Origin of the sequence: Rhizobium sp. R634, from assembly GCF_002211305.1 — a bacterium.
Taxonomy (GTDB): Bacteria; Pseudomonadota; Alphaproteobacteria; order Rhizobiales; family Rhizobiaceae; genus Rhizobium.
Map to the genome: position 1 here is coordinate 236,002 of NZ_LOKW01000001.1, position 17,155 is coordinate 253,156.

The 17,155-nt window shown below is 62.4% G+C and carries 14 protein-coding genes; 7 read left to right on the top strand and 7 right to left on the bottom strand.

Features of this window, described 5'->3' with window-relative positions; translation table 11 throughout:
• Position 1 precedes the first annotated feature (1 nt).
• Complete coding sequence (locus ATY77_RS01080; protein WP_088685700.1) at positions 2-487, bottom strand: MarR family winged helix-turn-helix transcriptional regulator; 486 nt, start codon at positions 485-487, stop codon at positions 2-4.
• A 213-nt stretch (positions 488-700) separates the two neighbouring features.
• Between ATY77_RS01080 and ATY77_RS01085 the strand changes: the two genes are divergently transcribed.
• The 7 genes from ATY77_RS01085 to ATY77_RS01115 all read left to right on the top strand — a co-directional run bounded on the left by ATY77_RS01085 (position 701) and on the right by ATY77_RS01115 (position 10,899).
• The gene (locus ATY77_RS01085; protein ID WP_088685701.1) at positions 701-2,287 is read left to right on the top strand and encodes an AMP-binding protein; all 1,587 of its coding nucleotides are present in this window, start codon (positions 701-703) and stop codon (positions 2,285-2,287) included.
• A gap of 40 nt (positions 2,288-2,327) precedes the next feature.
• Positions 2,328-3,152: a p-hydroxycinnamoyl CoA hydratase/lyase gene (locus ATY77_RS01090; protein ID WP_088685702.1), complete on the top strand. Its 825-nt coding sequence runs from the start codon at positions 2,328-2,330 to the stop codon at positions 3,150-3,152.
• A gap of 53 nt (positions 3,153-3,205) precedes the next feature.
• The gene (locus ATY77_RS01095; protein WP_088685703.1) at positions 3,206-4,312 is read left to right on the top strand and encodes an NAD(P)-dependent alcohol dehydrogenase; all 1,107 of its coding nucleotides are present in this window, start codon (positions 3,206-3,208) and stop codon (positions 4,310-4,312) included.
• A gap of 22 nt (positions 4,313-4,334) precedes the next feature.
• The gene (locus ATY77_RS01100; RefSeq protein WP_088685704.1) at positions 4,335-5,774 is read left to right on the top strand and encodes a coniferyl aldehyde dehydrogenase; all 1,440 of its coding nucleotides are present in this window, start codon (positions 4,335-4,337) and stop codon (positions 5,772-5,774) included.
• A gap of 415 nt (positions 5,775-6,189) precedes the next feature.
• A complete protein-coding gene (locus tag ATY77_RS01105; RefSeq protein ID WP_088685705.1) occupies positions 6,190-8,121 on the top strand; it encodes a diguanylate cyclase in 1,932 nt (643 codons plus the stop codon).
• Positions 8,122-8,332: 211 nt separating this feature from the next.
• On the top strand, positions 8,333-10,627 hold the full coding sequence (locus ATY77_RS01110) for an FdhF/YdeP family oxidoreductase (protein WP_088685706.1): 2,295 nt from the start codon (positions 8,333-8,335) through the stop codon (positions 10,625-10,627).
• Positions 10,624-10,899 carry a hypothetical protein gene (locus tag ATY77_RS01115; RefSeq protein WP_088685707.1) on the top strand — a complete coding sequence of 92 codons (276 nt, stop codon included), beginning with the start codon at positions 10,624-10,626 and terminating at the stop codon, positions 10,897-10,899. Before ATY77_RS01110 ends, ATY77_RS01115 begins: the two co-directional genes overlap by 4 nt.
• On the opposite strand, the gene ATY77_RS01120 is transcribed toward ATY77_RS01115, so the two are convergent.
• The 6 genes from ATY77_RS01120 to ATY77_RS01140 all read right to left on the bottom strand — a co-directional run bounded on the left by ATY77_RS01120 (position 10,896) and on the right by ATY77_RS01140 (position 17,118).
• Complete coding sequence (locus ATY77_RS01120) at positions 10,896-11,906, bottom strand: AraC family transcriptional regulator (RefSeq protein WP_088685708.1); 1,011 nt, start codon at positions 11,904-11,906, stop codon at positions 10,896-10,898. The two genes, ATY77_RS01115 and ATY77_RS01120, sit on opposite strands and share 4 nt — an antisense overlap.
• Positions 11,903-12,190: a hypothetical protein gene (locus ATY77_RS32315; protein WP_141103893.1), complete on the bottom strand. Its 288-nt coding sequence runs from the start codon at positions 12,188-12,190 to the stop codon at positions 11,903-11,905. Before ATY77_RS32315 ends, ATY77_RS01120 begins: the two co-directional genes overlap by 4 nt.
• A 591-nt stretch (positions 12,191-12,781) precedes the next feature.
• Positions 12,782-14,035, bottom strand: coding sequence for a DUF3422 domain-containing protein (locus ATY77_RS01125; protein WP_088685709.1), 1,254 nt, complete (start codon positions 14,033-14,035; stop codon positions 12,782-12,784).
• Positions 14,036-14,062: 27 nt separating this feature from the next.
• A complete protein-coding gene (locus ATY77_RS01130) occupies positions 14,063-15,142 on the bottom strand; it encodes a glycine betaine/L-proline ABC transporter ATP-binding protein (RefSeq protein WP_088685710.1) in 1,080 nt (359 codons plus the stop codon).
• Positions 15,135-16,022 (bottom strand): proline/glycine betaine ABC transporter permease, encoded by an 888-nt coding sequence (locus ATY77_RS01135; RefSeq protein WP_088675604.1) that lies wholly within the window; start codon positions 16,020-16,022, stop codon positions 15,135-15,137. Before ATY77_RS01135 ends, ATY77_RS01130 begins: the two co-directional genes overlap by 8 nt.
• 94 nt (positions 16,023-16,116) lie before the next feature.
• A complete protein-coding gene (locus ATY77_RS01140; RefSeq protein ID WP_088675605.1) occupies positions 16,117-17,118 on the bottom strand; it encodes an ABC transporter substrate-binding protein in 1,002 nt (333 codons plus the stop codon).
• Between the last annotated feature and the right edge of the window lie 37 nt (positions 17,119-17,155).

Consider the following 17,155-nt stretch of genomic DNA (forward strand, 5'->3'; position numbering starts at 1 on the left):
GCTAGTTTCCCTTATAGATCCGCTTCAGCGCGGTGAGCAGCGCCGCCATTTCGTCGCCCGAAAACAGGTCGATGAAATGCTGCTCATGCCTGTCGATCAGCTTGCGTGCCTGCACAAGCATCGCCCGTCCCGCTGTCGTCAGATGCAGTTCCTGGCGGCGGCGGTCTGCTGCGGAGGGGCGGCGCTCGACCAGGTCGCGGGCGGCCAGCCGGTTGACGAGGGCCATCATGGTTGCGCGGTCGGTGCCGAGCGTGTTGGCGAGGTCGATTTGCGATGCGCCCGGATTGGCTGAGATGAGTTCCATCACCGCGAGCTGCTTCTGTGTCAGCGCCAGCTCCTCCATGGTTTCGGCGAAGTCGCGATAGATCGCGACATGCGCCATGCGCAGATGAAAGCCCAGGAGATCGCCAAGCCTGCCGACGTCGAGACGAGGCGTTGCGGAAGCTTCCTCGGTGTCGAAATAATCCTGTGGTGGTTTTGCGGCCATCGTTCGTCTCGCCTCGTTGAGGCGCCATAACCATCAAAATCAGCGGGTTAGTCAATATACGTTATGCGGCAACCGGGAGTATTTCTCTCGTCCACTCGGGCTTTCGTATTTTCTTTGAACAGCATCTTGCATCCCGCCGGGAAAGGATATTAGTATGTGTTGCATACAAATTTGATGCCTGCCGCGGAGGAGCGGAGGGCATGGGAGGAGAAAATGGCGCATTCCTTTTCCGGGATCGCTTCGCCTGCGGATTGCGGGCTGGTGCAGGACGATCCGATCCTTTACCGCGCCCGGGTCGCGCCGGATCGTCAGGCCCTGTTCGAGATCGCCACCGGCCGGCAGCTCACCTATGCCGAAGTCGATCGGCGGATCGCCCGCTGCGCCGGTTTCCTGAGCGTGATGCTCGGGGCGCGGAGGGACGGAGCGCGTGTCGCCATGCTGGCCCGCAATTCGATGGATTCGATCGTGCTTGCCTTCGCCTGCCAGCGCACCGGCGCCATCTACGTGCCGCTCAACTGGCGGCTCAACGCCGCCGAGCTCAGGCCGATCCTTGCCGATTGCGCGCCGCTCATCCTGGTGCATGACGAGGAGTTTTCATCCGTCGTGGCGATCCTTGCCGAAGCCGATCCCGAGATGTTGGTGATTTCGACGGCCGATGGCCCGGCCGGCCTTGCCGCGCGGATCGAGGCGAGCCTGCCTGCCGCTCCGGTGCCCGCAGATACCGACGGAGCTTGCATCCTTCTCTATACGTCAGGCACGACGGGACAGCCGAAGGGCGTCGTCATCAGCCGCCGCAACGCCTTTTTCGCGGCGGTCAATTTCTCCTTCGTCGGCGAGATCGGACCGGGCTCCGTCGCGCTCTGCGACCTGCCGTTCTTCCACACGATCGGGCTGATCGCGGTAGCGCGTACCACCTTGATGCTCGGCGGCACGCTCGTCGTCTCCGACCGCTTCACGCCGGCGCGCACGCTGGCTGCCCTTGCCGATCGTGAACGCGCCATCACCCATTATTTTGCCGTGCCGCAGATCGCGCTCGCCTTGCGTAACGATCCTGCCTATAGCGCCGCGGCTCTCTCCAGCCTGCACGCGCTCTTCGTCGGCGGCGCGCCGCTGACGCAGGCGCTGATCGAAAGCTATCTCGCCGATGGCGTCGCACTGGTCAACGGCTACGGCATGAGCGAAGCGGGAACGGTGCTGCACGTGCCGATCGACCGGCGCGCGGTGCAGGACAATCCCGGCAGCGTCGGCCTTCCGGCGCCGCTGCTCGACATTCGCATTGTCGGCGAGGATGGCCGCGATGTCGGGGAGGGCGAGATCGGCGAATTCTGGCTGCGCGGACCGGCGGTAACGTCGGGCTATTGGAACAAGCCGCGGGAAACCGCGGCCGCCTTTACCGACGGCTGGTACCGCACCGGCGATCTCGGCCGGCGTGAAGCCAACGGCTTCTATCGCATCGTCGACCGGCTGAAGGACATGTACATCAGCGGCGGCGAAAATGTTTACCCCGCCGAGGTTGAGGCCGCGCTCGCAAGCCATCCCGCCATTCTCGACGCCGCCGTTATCGGGGTTCCCGACGAAAGGTGGGGCGAATGCGGCGTCGCTTATGTCGTGCTGCGGCCGGGGGCTGCGGCAACGGGCGAGGAGATCGCCGGCCATTGCGCGGAAAGGCTCGCCGCCTTCAAGCGCCCGGCCCGCATCCTCTTCGTCGAAACCATTCCCCGCACCGCCTCCGGCAAGGTGCAGAAACATGTTCTGCGCCAGCACCATTCCGAGAAAATCCTTCAACGACAGGCCCCGTGAAGCGGCCCCGGTCTCGTGCCGAAACCAATGGAGTGAACTCATGACTGAAAACACATCGCCGGTCCTGGTCGAATTCGATGGCGGCATCGCCTTCGTGACGCTGAACCGCCCGGAAAAGCGCAATGCGATGAATCCGGCTCTGAATGCCCGGATGCTCGAAGTGCTCGACGAACTCGAAGGCGACGAGCGCTGCGGCGTCCTCGTCCTGCGCGGCGCCGGCGAATCCTGGTCGGCCGGCATGGATCTGAAGGAATATTTCCGCGACAACGACGACAAGCCGCGCGATGCCACGCTGAAGGCGCGGCGCCAATCCGGCGGCTGGTGGAACCGGCTGATGTACTTCGAAAAGCCCACCATCGCCATGGTCAACGGTTGGTGCTTCGGCGGCGCCTTCACGCCGCTCGTCTCCTGCGATCTCGCCATTGCCGCCGAGGAGGCGAATTTCGGCCTCTCCGAGATCAATTGGGGCATCCTGCCGGGCGGCAACGTCACCCGCGCGGTGGCCGAGGTGATGCGCCACCGCGACGCGCTCTACTACATCATGACCGGCGAGCTGTTCGGCGGGCGCAAGGCTGCGGAAGTGGGTCTCGTCAACGAGGCAGTGCCGCTCGCAGAGCTTGAAACCCGCGTCCGCAAGATCTGCGCCAGCCTGCTCGAAAAGAACCCGGTGACGCTGAAGGCCGCCAAGGACACCTACAAGCGGGTGCGCAACCTGCCGTGGGATCTCGCCGACGACTACATCTACGCCAAGCTGGAGCAGATGCTGTTTCTCGACAAGACCAAGGGGCGCGACGAGGGGCTGAAGCAGTTCCTCGACGACAAGACCTATCAGCCGGGGCTCGGCGCCTACAAGCGCGGCCGTTGAGGCTAGGCCCGGCATGGCCGGGCCGTACGGATTGCTATCGGGAGGAGGAAGCAATGAAGATCCATGCCGCGGTGGCGCGTGCGCCGCATATGCCGTTTTCGCTGGAAAGTCTCGATCTGGAGGAGCCGCGCGAGGGCGAGATCCTGGTTCGTGTCGTGGCAACGGGAGTTTGCCATACCGACATCGTCATGCGCGATCAGCATTTGCCGGTGCCCCAGCCGGTCGTACTCGGCCATGAGGGCGCCGGCATCGTCGAGCGCGTCGGCCCGGGTGTCACCAAGGTGAAGCGCGGCGATCACGTGGTCATGACCTTCAATTCCTGCGGTCATTGCCCGAGCTGCAACGATCACGAGGAGACCTATTGCCACGAATTCTTCCCGCGCAATTTCTTCGGTTCGCGGGCGGATGGTTCGAGCGGGCTTTCCTATCGGGGAGAGCCGGTACACGGCAATATTTTCGGGCAGTCCTCTTTTGCGAGCCACGCGCTCTGCCATGAGCGCAACATTGTCAAGGTGCCTGATGACGCCGATTTGGCGCTGCTCGGGCCGCTTGCCTGCGGCATCCAGACCGGCGCCGGCGCCGTCATGAACGCGCTCAAGGTCGAACCGGGAAAAGTGCTCGCGGTTTTCGGCATGGGCTCGGTCGGTCTTGCCGCCGTCATGGCGGCGCGGATCGTCGGCGCGTCCCGGATCATTGCGGTCGATGTGAACGAAACGCGGCTGGCGCTTGCTGGTGAACTCGGCGCGACGGATATCGTCAACGGCAAGGCCGGGGATGTGGTCGCAGCGATCATGGCGCTGACCGGCGCCGGCGTCGATTATGCGATCGATGCCTCCGGCGTACCTGCCGTGATCGATCAATGCGTGCGCGTGCTCGCGCCGCGCGGCACCTGCGGCATCGTCGGGGCCTCGCCGCACGGCGCGACGCTGACACTCGATCTCACCCATATCCTCTCCGGCGGACGCCGGGTGCGCGGCATCGTCGAGGGCGATTCCAATCCCGATGTGCTGATCCCGCTCTTGATCGATCTTCATCGGCAGGGTCGCTTTCCCTTCGATAGGCTCGTCACCTTCTATGATTTCGCCGACATCAACCGGGCGGTGGAGGATTCGGAGAAGGGCATCGTGCTGAAACCGGTCGTGCGCCAGCCGGCCGCCTGACACCGTTCAAAGGGAGGAAAGAATGAACAGCGTCACCTCAATCGCCGCCGATACCAGCCCCGACGCCATGAAGGCGCTGCTTGCCCGGCAAAGAGCGTCGTTCCTGAAGGACGGGCCGCCCGATATTGCGACCCGCATCGATCGCATCGACCGCGTCATCGCCCTTCTCGTCGATCATAAGGATATGATCGCCGCGGCGCTGTCGGAGGATTTCGGAAGCCGCAGCGTCGAGGCGAGCCTGCTTCTCGATGTCTTCACCTGCGTCGGCTCGCTCAAATATGCCAAGGCCCATCTTGCCGAATGGCTGAAGCCGGAAGAGCATGAGGCCCTGTTCCCGGATGCGGTGGCCCGGGTGGTCTATCAGCCGAAGGGTGTCGTTGGCATCCTGAGCCCGTGGAATTTTCCCTATCAGCTCGCGCTTGCGCCGCTCGCCGGCATCCTTGCCGCCGGCAACCGCGCCATGATCAAACCGTCGGAGGTAACGCCGGCCTCTTCCGCGCTGATGGCCGAGCTTATCGCCCGCGCCTTCGACGAAACGGAGATCGCCGTCGTTCAGGGTGGGCCGGCGACGGGCACTGCCTTCACATCGCTTGCCTTCGACCATCTGATCTTCACGGGCGGCACCGCGATCGCCCATCATGTCATGCGTGCGGCGGCGGAAAACCTGACGCCGCTTACCCTCGAACTCGGCGGCAAATCGCCCGTCGTCGTCGGCCGTTCGGCAGATCTCGCGGATGCGGCGCGCCGGGTCATGACGGTCAAGACGCTGAATGCCGGCCAGATCTGCCTTGCGCCTGATCATGTCTATGTGCCCGAGGAAAGCGTCGAAGCCTTTGCCGAACATGCGGTGGCGGCGGTCGGCGCGATGTATCCGACGCTGAAGGAAAATCCCGACTACACCTCGATCGTCAATGCCCGTCATTACGCCCGTGTCCGGGGCTTGATCGATGATGCCAGGGCCAAGGGCGGGCGTGTCGTAGAGATCAATCCGGCGGCGGAGAACTTCTCCCAGCAATCGGCCCATCGCATAGCGCCGACCCTGATCCTCGATCCCACCGACGATATGCGCGTGATGCAGGAGGAGATCTTCGGACCCGTGCTGCCGGTCGTCGCCTATCGCGATATTGCCGAGGTTGTCGATCGTATCAATGCCGGGCCGCGCCCGCTCGCCCTCTATTATTTCAGCCAGGATCAGGAAGAGGAGCGCCGCGTCCTCGACAATACGACCTCCGGCGGGGTGACGGTCAACGACTGCATGAGCCATGTCACGGCGGAGGGGCTGCCGTTCGGCGGTGTCGGCCATTCCGGCATGGGCGCCTATCATGGCAAGTTCGGCTTCCTCGCCTTTTCGCACCCACGCGCAGTCTATCATCAGAGCAAGATGGTGGAAGCGGAATACATGATGCGGCCGCCCTATGGCGATGCGATGCGCGGCTTCCTGGCCGCGGCGATCTGCAAGTAGCGGAGGATGCGCAACAACCATCGGTTTCCGCTTAAGCCGCATATCGCGCAAGGATAGTCTTATTGCGCAGGCCTATCCGAATAGCGCATGCTTGTGTCGTCGGGATAAGTTTCCCGGCGATGATGCGAGGCGTTGTTAAGCATGCCTTATATTCTGCGTGACAGCGTCGTTCTGGCGCCGACACCCCTCTGGCGGCCGGGTAGCGGAACTAGCAACCCGTGAAAATATTGCGAGGCTGCGGCAGCAACCGGGTTCAGGCCTTCCGGCCGATGCTCCGCGCCGCGCAATGAAATCAGAAAATGCCGCGGCATGACCGCCGCCGGCCGATCGAGGATCAATTTTTGAGCCATCAGCCTTTTTGCGGGAATGCAGGCCGATCGGTTCCGATTTAACCAAGCCCAAACCAGTTTTGCCTATGATGAGTTCGTTACATGTCTTGGAAGGTGGATCCTACGCGGTGAATGGCATCTGGACGCAATTTGGTGGCAACCTTTCATTCGTGTGCCTGGCAATTTCGCTCTGGGCGCATTTTTCGATCCAATTTCAGCACCGTTCGTTCAGGCAGGAAAAGATCGCTTTCGGCATCCTAGCCGGCAGCGCCTCCATCGGATCCATCTTGCTGGCGATCGAATTCATCCCCGGCATCTATATCGACCTGCGTTTTGCGCCTCTTGCTCTGGCCGGCCTGTTCGGCGGGCCGATCGCGGCGGCTTTTGCCGCATCGCTGGCGATCGCTTTCCGTTTCGTCGTCGGCGGCACGGCGATGATCGACGGGATCATTGCTATCGCTGCCGCGACCGGTGTCGGTCTGGCGGGTTACTTCTGGACACGCAAGAGATCTGCCGGGCTCCGCGATGTTGCGCTGGTGAGCCTGGCCCTCGGCGGCGCGCTGGTCGCCTCGATGGCCTTGCTTCCCACCCTCGTGAAGGCCCATGTTCTGGCCGGCGTCGGTTTTCCCCTGACCTCCTTGAATTGCCTGGCGACCGTGCTCGGCGGCTTCGTTCTGCTGAAGACGCAGCAATGGGAGCTGGAGCGAAGCATATTGGTGACGGCATTTTCGCAGTCGCCGGACTATCTCTATGTGAAGGACCGGAACAGCCGCTTCATCACGGTCAATGAAAACATGACCCGCCTCTTCCGTTTCAGAACGACGGCGGAGATGACCGGATTGTCTGACTTCAATCTGATGTCGCAGCCGCTCGCGGAAGAATTGTATCATCTCGAGCAGCAGGTGATGGAAACGGGCAAGCCGCTGATCGATTCCAGCGAACGGATCGAAGGCCGTTTCCTGCTCGCTTCCAAAGTGCCGCTGCGGGACAAGCAGGGGCGGGTGATCGGCCTTGCGGGTGTCACGCGCGACGTCACCGAGCGCGCCGCGCTGGAGCGGCAATTGCGTGAAAGCAAGAACCTGCTGTCGCATGCGATGGCCAGCATGTCCGATGGCATTGCCATGTACGACAGCAAGGGTTTTCTTCTCTTCTGCAACGATCAGTATCGCGAAGCCTTCCCGCTTTCCGGGGATGCGCGCGTGGTCGGCGCCCATATCAGCGATATCCTGCGCCGCGTCATCGAAACCGGCGAGCGGCCTGGTGCTGTGGATGGCGATATCGAGGAGTGGATCGAGCGCGCCAGCACTTCGCTTCACAGCAACAAGGACGAAGAGGTTCAGCTTCACAACGGCGATTGGCGCAGCATCCGCACACGGCTTGCGGAAGACGGTACGGCGATGGCCGTCGTCTCGGATATCACCGCGACGAAGCAGGCGGAAATCGCGCTCAGGCTGTCGGCCGAGCAACTGAAGAACCTCGCCGAAACCGACGGGCTCACCGGCATGGTCAACCGCCGCGCCTTCGATGAGGCTTTCGCACGCGAGACCGCGGGCAGCGCCAGGAAGAACACGCCTTTCAGCCTGCTGATGGTCGATATCGACCGCTTCAAGGCCTATAACGACACTTACGGTCATCCCGCCGGGGATGAATGCCTGCGTGTCGTCAGCAAGTGCCTGCGCCAGTCCGTCAGCCGCCCGGCCGATATCGTCGCGCGTTACGGCGGAGAAGAATTCGTGGTCTTCCTCCCCGACACCAGCGCCAAGGGGGCGATGATCGTCGCCGAGCAATTCGCGCGCCGCCTGGCTCAGGAGAATATCGTGCATACCGGCAGCGAATTCCAAAGGGTGACAGCGAGCATCGGCGTCTCCTGCGCGACGGGCGCCGTCCTGCGGACCAATCCGAACCGCCTGCTGACCGAGGCCGACGCTGCGCTCTACGACGCCAAGACGCAGGGCCGCAATCGCATTCTGGCGCACTCGCCGAACCATGACCGGCACGCCATCAAGGAAGCTAGCTAAAGCGTGTCGCGCAAAAGTGTGCGCGGTTTTGCGATAACGGCACGCGTAAAAAAAAGCTTGAAGCACGGCGAGCGGATCTGAAAGATCGCGACGTGCTTTAAGCCGACAGCGAACATCGTCAGCCGCCTTATTGCGTTTCGATAGATTTTTTCTATCGAACCATCGTGCCTACGGCCTTGATGTTTTCCGCGCTTCGACAATAGAGGAGCGCATGGACACAAAATTCATTGGCAAGAAATCGGCGGCAGCCGGCGGCTGGGGCGCTCTGAAGAGCTGCGGCAAGCAATTGCTGCAAAGCGGCATGCCCCTTTCAGGGGCGCGGACCATGCTGAAGGCGAACCAGCCGGATGGCTTCGATTGCCCGGGCTGCGCCTGGGGCGATCCGGAACACGGATCGTCGTTCGAATTCTGCGAAAACGGCGTGAAGGCCGTTGCCTGGGAGGCGACGGAAAAGCGGGCGACGCCTGCCTTTTTCGCGGCGAATACGGTGTCGCAGCTTCGCCAGTTGTCGGATTATGAGCTGGAGCTCAACGGCCGCCTCACGCATCCGATGCGCTATGACCGCACGAGCGACCATTACCTGCCGGTTTCTTGGGAGGATGCCTTTGCCGAGATCGGCGGCATATTGAAGGGCCTCGACAATCCGAACCGGGCGGAATTCTATACGTCGGGCCGGGCGAGCAACGAGGCCGCCTTCCTCTACCAGCTGTTCGTGCGCGTCTACGGCACCAATAATTTTCCCGATTGCTCCAACATGTGCCACGAGGCGAGCGGCATCGCCATGCGGCAGGCAGTCGGCGTCGGCAAGGGCACCGTGCTTCTGGAGGATTTCGAAGAGGCCGATGCGATCTTCGTGATAGGACAGAACCCCGGCACCAACCATCCCCGGATGCTCGGCGACCTCCGCCGGGCCGCGCTTCGCGGCGCGCGCATCGTCGTCTTCAATCCGATTCGCGAGCGCGGCCTGGAGCGCTTCTCCGATCCGCAGGACAAGATCGAGATGCTGCGCCGCGGCTCGACCGACATTGCCAGCCACTATCTGCAGCCGCAGCTCGGCGGCGACATGGCCGCGGTCAGGGGCATGGCGAAAGCGGTGCTCGCCGCGGAGAACGCCGCGCTTGCCGCCGGCCTGCCTTCCGTGCTCGATCACGCATTTCTGGCCGAACACTGCGCCGGTTTTGACGAATACCGGGCCGCGGTCGAGGCGACGAGCTGGGCGGAGATCGAAGACCAGTCGGGACTGAGCCGCGACGAGATCGAGCGGGCGGCCGATGTCTATATCAAGGCCGAGCGGGTCATCTGCACCTGGGCGATGGGTATCACCCAGCATCTCCATTCGGTGGCGATGATCCGCGAGATCGCCAATTTCATGTTCCTGCGTGGCAATATCGGCAAGCCCGGCGCCGGCCTCTGCCCGGTACGCGGCCATTCCAACGTGCAGGGCGACCGCACTGTCGGCATCAACGAGAAGCCGTCGGAGGATTTCCTCGACGCGCTGGAAAGGCATTTCGGCTTCACCGTTCCCCGCGAACACGGTCACAACGTGCTTGCCGCGATCGGGGCGATGCTCGACGGCTCGGCCGATGCCTTTATCGGGCTCGGCGGCAATTTCGCGCGCGCCACGCCCGACAGCGCGCTCGTCGAACAGGCGCTGCGGCGGCTGAAGCTGACGGTACACATTGCGACCAAGCCCAACCATTCGCATCTCATGCCCGGCGAGACGGCCTTCATCCTGCCCTGCCTCGGCCGCACCGAGATGGATCGCGATGCTGCCGGCGGCTCCCAGCTCGTCAGCGTCGAGGATTCGATGAGCATGGTGCACGGCTCCGCCGGCATCAACCGGCCGGCCTCGCCGCATCTGCTCTCGGAAGTCGCCATCATCGCCGGCATCGCCGAGGCGACGGTCGGTTCCGCCGTGGTCGGCTGGACCGAGCTTGCCGGCGATTACGACCTGATCCGCGATCACATCGAGGCGACCATTCCAGGCTTCGAGGATTACAATGCCCGCCTGCGCAAGCCGCGCGGTTTTCATCTGCGCAATGCCGCCGCTCATCGGGAGTGGGACACGCCGGCCGGCAAGGCGTCTTTCTCCTCCGAGGCGCTTCCCGAGGAGACGGTGCATCAGCGCGCGCGGAAGGGCGGCGAGCATTTTGCGCTGCAGACGTTCCGGTCGCACGACCAGTACAATACGACGGTCTACGGTCTCGACGACCGCTATCGCGGCGTCTACGGAGAGCGGCAGGTCATCTTCATTCACCCTGCCGACCTGGAGGCGATGAATGCCAACGCCGGCGACCGGGTCGACGTCGTCGGTGAGCATGACGACGGCATCGAGCGCATCGCGCAGGACTTCCGCTTCGTGCCCTATGACATTCCAAGGGGCAGCATTGCCGGCTATTATCCGGAATTGAACGTGCTGGTGCCGCTTGCCAGCGCCGGCAAGGAGAGCGATACGCCGACTTCGAAATCGATCATGGTGTCTTTCCGCCGGCGAAACGCCGCGTGAGCGAGGAGCCGTCGGACGTCGACCGCTTTCTTGCCCTGGTCGCCAAGGCGCAGGAGCGGGATGATAGGCTGACCTCGATCCAGGCCGGTCTGCTCGTCGCAGCCGAACTGGGAATTGCAGAGGATAGCCGCTCCTTTGCGCGCCTGCTCGGGATTGCGCATTCCCTCGTGCTCAGGGAACTCAATGCGCTCGCTGAGCGCGACGGCGTGCTTGACATCGTCAAGCGGGATCCGAGGACGATGAAAGTGCACTACAAACTGCCCAGACCTTAAGCTCCGGCATAGCGGCGGCCGACGCGCTTCCTGGTGTCGGAAGGATATTCCCCATAGGTCGACTTATAGACTGCGGAAAACCGGCCGAAATGGAAGAAGCCCCATTTGAGGCAGATTGCTTTCATGGTCTCGGTGCTCTCGGGATCGAGCAGATCCTGCCGCGCCGCGCGTAGGCGCAACGTCAGCAGATAGGCGGCGGGAGACGTTCCCCGGAACGCGCGAAAGCCGGTTTCGAGCGCCCGGCTGGATACGCCGGCCGCTTCGGCCACTTTCGGCATGGTGATCGGCTGATCGATATTGGCCTGCATGAATTCGATCGCCTTGCGGACATGGCGGGGAGCGATCAGGGCGGGTCCCTTGTCGAGGAAATGCGAGAGCCGGTTCGGCACCATGCGGACCACGAGATCGGCCAGCGCCTGCGTCATATGCGCCATGGCGATCGGCGATTGCAGCAGCGGCCCGTCGTCGCGCATGCCGATGGCGATCGTTTCGGTGAGGTTGCCGATCGTCCGGCCGGCCGGAGTGGAGAGATCGAGTTCGGGCAGCAGGTCGAGAGAACCGCTGAACGGTATCTCGAATGTCTGGCCGATCGTCTGAAGAATGACGGACCAGTTGATCAGCAATTCGTCGATGACATTGGACTGCCCGTGCATGATGACGCTGTCGGGTTCGAAATTGTTATAGAGAAGCAACTTGCCTTGCCCCGCCTCGGCGACGCGGGATCCATAGGCCACACCCATGCCGCCGCTGCGCGGCACGACGATCGACAAATACTCCGTCGTATCGACGGTCGGCTCGATATTGAACTGAAACTCCGCCTCATGATAGCCGGTGAGCAGGACAGCGCTGTCGGCGACCGAAAAATCCAATCCCCAATGGAAGTTCTGGGAGCGGCCGATAGGTGCTGCATCGAAAGCGCCGAAAGCGCCGCCGAGCGTTTCAACCATGTTGTCGAAGGACGAGCCGCGGAAGCGAAACGAGAATGGCTGGGTGCTGGTTTCCGTCATGCTCTCCCCCGATTATTTTTATCTCGCTGCATCGAGCGGCGTGACGCCTGTTCCGCTTGGATGCGATGTCGCTGTACGTCCCTATTCATGCCCCGCAGCTGTTCATGGATGATCATTCTCCCTGAGATTTCGTCAGAGTCCAGCAGAAGGGGTGATGGATGAGGCTTGGCCGGCGGAACTGCATTGAAATCAGCGGCTTGCGCAAGCCGGTGCAGCACGATCCGCTGTGCGGCAGGTGTGGTGAAAATCAGCCTGTGAATTGCGTTGTCGATCGTTCCATCCACTCAGGTTTTTCGAGCCAGACGACAGGAACTGACAGAAGCGGGACCGGCTGGCAATCCGTCGATCTGCCGGTTTTTAGGTTGTTCCGATGGTAAAACGATTAGCCAAATTGCGCATGGCGGCCCGCCTGATTGCGCGCCATCGCCAAGTCGCCTGCCGAAGGTTCTAGTGGACCGCCCGACCCTTCGGCAGGCTGACAGGCATTGGTCATACGCACGGGATGGAGCGCGTATGGACTTATCCCCCTCCCATCACTTGGGGTGATCGATGGACGGGTTTGGCTTTAGGACCCTAGACCATCATGGTCCTGGTCGAGATCCATTGTATTGTTCCGCAGCCATGGAGCAATTGTCGGGTGCCGATATTGTCGGCAGATCGGCCTTTCGCGACGCAGTCTGGCCTGATCATGCGCAAAATGTATAGGCAGTCATCGCGCCCATTCTGCACGATATCTACGCAAAGTGGACACGGATCGCAATTTTCTCATGAAGCGCGAAGGAAATCGCAACGCGGTTGTCTGCGTAGCAATTTGCCCTGGACGCGCCGCTCGGTAAACCGATTCTGCCGGTGCCGACCGATGGGGAGATCGCGCGCTATTCGTGCGCTTTGAGGGGCGAGCCGGCAATGCTCCTGCGCACATGGCGAACCGCGGCCCAGACGGCGAAGAGCACGAGGGGGATGGCGCCGAGAACGGCAAGCTTCGCCACATGCGGATCGACGCCGAGCGCGGTAATGCTGTCGAGGCAGATCTTCGCCAGGCCGATGGTATAATAGGTGATGGCGATGACGGAGAAGCCTTCGACCGCCTGCTGGATATGCACCTGGATGCGCGCCCGCTCTTCCATCGAGGTCAGAAGCGAAGCGTTCTGGTCCTCGAGCTGCACCTGCACCGTGGTTCTCAACAGATCACCGGCCAGGCTGACGCGTTCGGCCAGTTCGTCGAGGCGGCGTTCGGCGGCGCTGACCGAGCGGACGGCCGGCTGAAAGCGCCGGTCGATGAAGGTGCCGATCCTCTGGCGCTGTTCGGCGCGCTCCTCGCGAAGCTCCGATATCCGGCTGGCGACGATCTCCGCATAGGCTTTCGTCGCGCCGAAGCGGTGGCGGGCAAGGGCCGAGAAGTTGAGGACGTCGGAAGAGAGCCTCGTCACCTCGGAGAGCAGCGCCTTGTCGACTTTGACGGCGCTCTGCATATGCGTGATCAAAAGATCGAGGCGCCGGTCGAAAGCCGAGAGCTGCGACACCGTCTCGCGCGCCATCGGCAGGGCCAGAAGCGCCATCATCCGGTATGTCTCGATCTCCAGGAAACGCCGGACCATGCGGCCGGTCCTGTAGGCGTTGAGATTGCGGTTGAAGAGCAGGAATTCGACGAAACCGCTGTCGCTCAGGCGGAAATTCGAATGCACTTCCGCATCGCCGCCGCCGACTTTGGAGGCGACATAGTCGAGCTTCGGTCTTCCCGGAGCCTGCCCGTCCTTCTCGTCGCGCACCAGCACGCGGACGGCCGCGATGACCTTTCCGTCGATCTCGCGGCAGCAGGCCTGGAACGCCTCAGGCGGACTGCTGCCGGGCTCGGCCGATGCCGGAACGACGAAGGTGAGGGTCAGGAATTCGGTATGGGCTTCCCATTTCAGCCAGCCGCCGGCGAAGCGGCCGATGCCATGATTGCCCTGGTGGGTCGTGGAAACATCCTCCAATCCCGGCAGCGAAGCCGGGATCGGGGGAGGGGCGTTGTCGCCGACGATGGCGACATGCCAGACATCGGTGTCGCCGTCGAAATAGAGAGACGGCCGCGCGTGGAGTTCATTGTGCAACTCCTTGCGCAGCGGATGCTCGGAGCCGAATGGCATGCTGCGTCGTCTCTCCCTCGTGGTGCCTCAGAGCGCGACCGAAAGGGTGCTGTCGCGCCGATGACCGGTCTCTTGAGAGTTCACCATAGCACCGGCAAGTTGACGGAAGGTGACGAGACCCAAGGTTTCTCCGGATGGCGAAATCACGCGGGCATCGCCTTCCGGCGCAGACGCCAGCATGCGCACCGCTTCTTCGACCGTCGTTCCCGCCGCAATCGCCAGTCCGACGGGGGCGGCACCGGAATGCAGCGGCGTCATGACGGCTTCGACATGGATGACCCGGCCGCGGTTCACTTCCTTGACGAAGTTGGCGATGTATTCGTCGGCCGGACGCAGGACGATGTCCTGGCTGGTGCCCTGCTGGATGACTTCGCCGTCGCGCAGGATGGCGATCTGGTCGCCGAGACGCAGGGCCTCGTCGAGATCGTGGGTAATGAAGACGATGGTCTTCTTGATCTCCTTCTGGATGTCGAGAAGAACCGTCTGCATATCCGTGCGGATCAGCGGATCGAGCGCCGAATAGGCTTCGTCCATCAAGAGGACCGGGGCATCGTTGGCGAGCGCCCGCGCCAGGCCGACGCGCTGCTGCATGCCGCCGGAGAGCTGGTTCGGATAGCGCTGCTCAAAGCCCTTGAGGCCGACCCGCTCCAGCCAGCGCATGGCGATGTCGACGGCGTTGCCGCGCTCCATGCCCTGCACTTCGAGGCCGAAGATGGTGTTGTCGAGGACGTTGCGGTGCGGCAGCAGCGCGAACTTCTGAAACACCATCGCCGTCTGCTGCCGGCGGAACGTCCGCAATTCGGTCTCGTTCATCTTCACGACGTCGACGCCGTCGACCAGCACTTCGCCTGATGTCGGGTCGATCAGCCGGTTGATGTGGCGGATGAGCGTCGACTTGCCCGAACCCGAAAGCCCCATGACGACCTGGATGCAGCCGGAGGGAATCTCGAGATTGATATCCCTCAGGCCGAGCACATGGCCGTATTTCTGGTTGAGTTCGGTCTTGGTCAGGCCTTTCTGAACCGCCTCGACATGCGCGGCGGGGGTGGGGCCGAAGATCTTGTAGAGGTTGCGGATCTTGATGCCGCCGAAATGATGATCAGCCATGGACGGTCTCCCGATGCTTCTGGAGCCTTTTGCCATAAGCCTGGCTGACCCGGTCGAAGATGATGGCAATGCCGACGATGGCAAGGCCGTTGAAAATGCCAAGCGTGAAGTACTGGTTGGCGATCGCCTTCAGCACCGGCTGGCCGAGGCCCTGGACGCCGATCATGGAGGCAATGACGACCATGGCGAGCGCCATCATGATGGTCTGGTTGATGCCGGCCATGATGGTGGGAAGCGCCAGCGGCAACTGCACCTTGAAGAGCTTCTGCGATCGCGAGGTGCCGAAGGCGTCGGCCGCTTCCAGCACGTCCTTGTCGACGAGGCGGATGCCGAGATCGGTCAGGCGGATCATCGGCGGGATGGCGTAGATGACGACGGCGATCAGGCCGGGCACCTTGCCGATGCCCAAGAGCATGACGACCGGGATGAGATAGACGAAGCTCGGCATCGTCTGCATGACGTCGAGGATCGGGTTGACGACGCGTTGCAGCCTGTCGGAGCGGGCCATCAATATGCCCATCGGAATGCCGATGGCGATGGAGAGCACGGTGCAGACGAAGATCATCGAGACCGTCCGCATCGTATCGTCCCACATGTCGAAGTAACCGATCAGCAGCAGGGTCACGAGACAGCCGAAGACGATCTTCAGGCTGCGGCTCGCAAACCATGCGATGGCGAGGATGATCGCGGTGATGATCGGCCACGGCGTCTGGGTCATGAAGCGTTCGGCGGCAATCAGGAAGTGCTGGAGCGGAACGAAGAGGCTTTCGATCCCGTCGCCGTAGCTGCGGGTGAATGCGCGAAAACCGTCGTCGATCGCCTTCTTCAGATTGCGAAGCGCGTCGTCGTTCATGTGCGGGAATTTATAAAACCATTCCATTCGGATCCCCTTTTTCTTCAAAGAGCCGTGGCAGTCTTTTTGATTTTATCGGCAGCGAGAGGCGGTGCGCTTTCGCGCACCGCGTAGTCGGTTGTTAAAGGGCAGCTTCGATCTTCGCGGCCGCCTCAGGCGAAACCCACTTGGTCCAGATGTCCTTGTTTTCTTCCAGGAAGTGCTTGGCGCCGTCTTCGCCGGTCGCCTGGTTGTCGGTCATCCAGGACATCAGCTTGTTGACCGTGTCGTTGCTCCAGGAGCGCTTCGCCAGATAGTCCATGACCTCAGGGCCGACCTTTTCGGAGAAGGGCTTGGCAACGAGCGTCACGACGTGGTCGACCGGCCATGAGGCGGCTTTCGGATCGGGGCAATCGGCAACGGTGATGCAGCGCTTCCACTCTGCCGAATCTTCCGGCACGCCGGCTTCGAGCTTGACCATATCATACTTGCCGAGCAGCGCAGTCGGCGCCCAGTAGTAACCGACCCAGCCTTCCTTGCGTTCGTAGGCCTTTGCGATCGAACCGTCGAGGCCGGCAGCAGAACCGGTGTCGACGAGGGTGAAGCCCGCTTTCTCGGCGCCGAAGGCCTTGTAGAGTTGCGAGGTGACGACCGTGCCGCCCCAGCCCTGCGGGCCGTTGACGATGGCGCCCTTCTTCGGGTCCTCGGGATCAGGGAAGAGTTCCGGATGCTTCAGCACGTCGCCGATCGTCTTGATGTCGGGATGGGCGTCGGCGAGATATTTCGGAATCCACCAGCCCTGCACGCCGCCGTCCGGCAGCGGCGAGCCGACCTGCACGATGCGGCCTTCTTCCGTGCCCTTCTTGACGACATCCGGCAGCAGATCGATCCAGGCTTCCGGGGCGATATCCGGCTGACCCTTTTCGGCCATGGAGGTGATCGTCGGGACGGTATCGCCGACGGTGATGTCAGCCTGGCAGCCGTAACCTTCGTTGAGGATGAACTTGTCCAGGTTGGAGAGAACTTCGGCGCTCTGCCAGTTCATGCTGGCGATGGTCACGCTGCCGCATTCGGCGGCGCTGGCGAAAGATGCACCACCGATCAGGCCGAGCGTCAGACATGTCGATGCGAGTAGTGTTTTCATTCTCGTTCCCTCTGTTTAGCGGCTGTACTTGATGAAC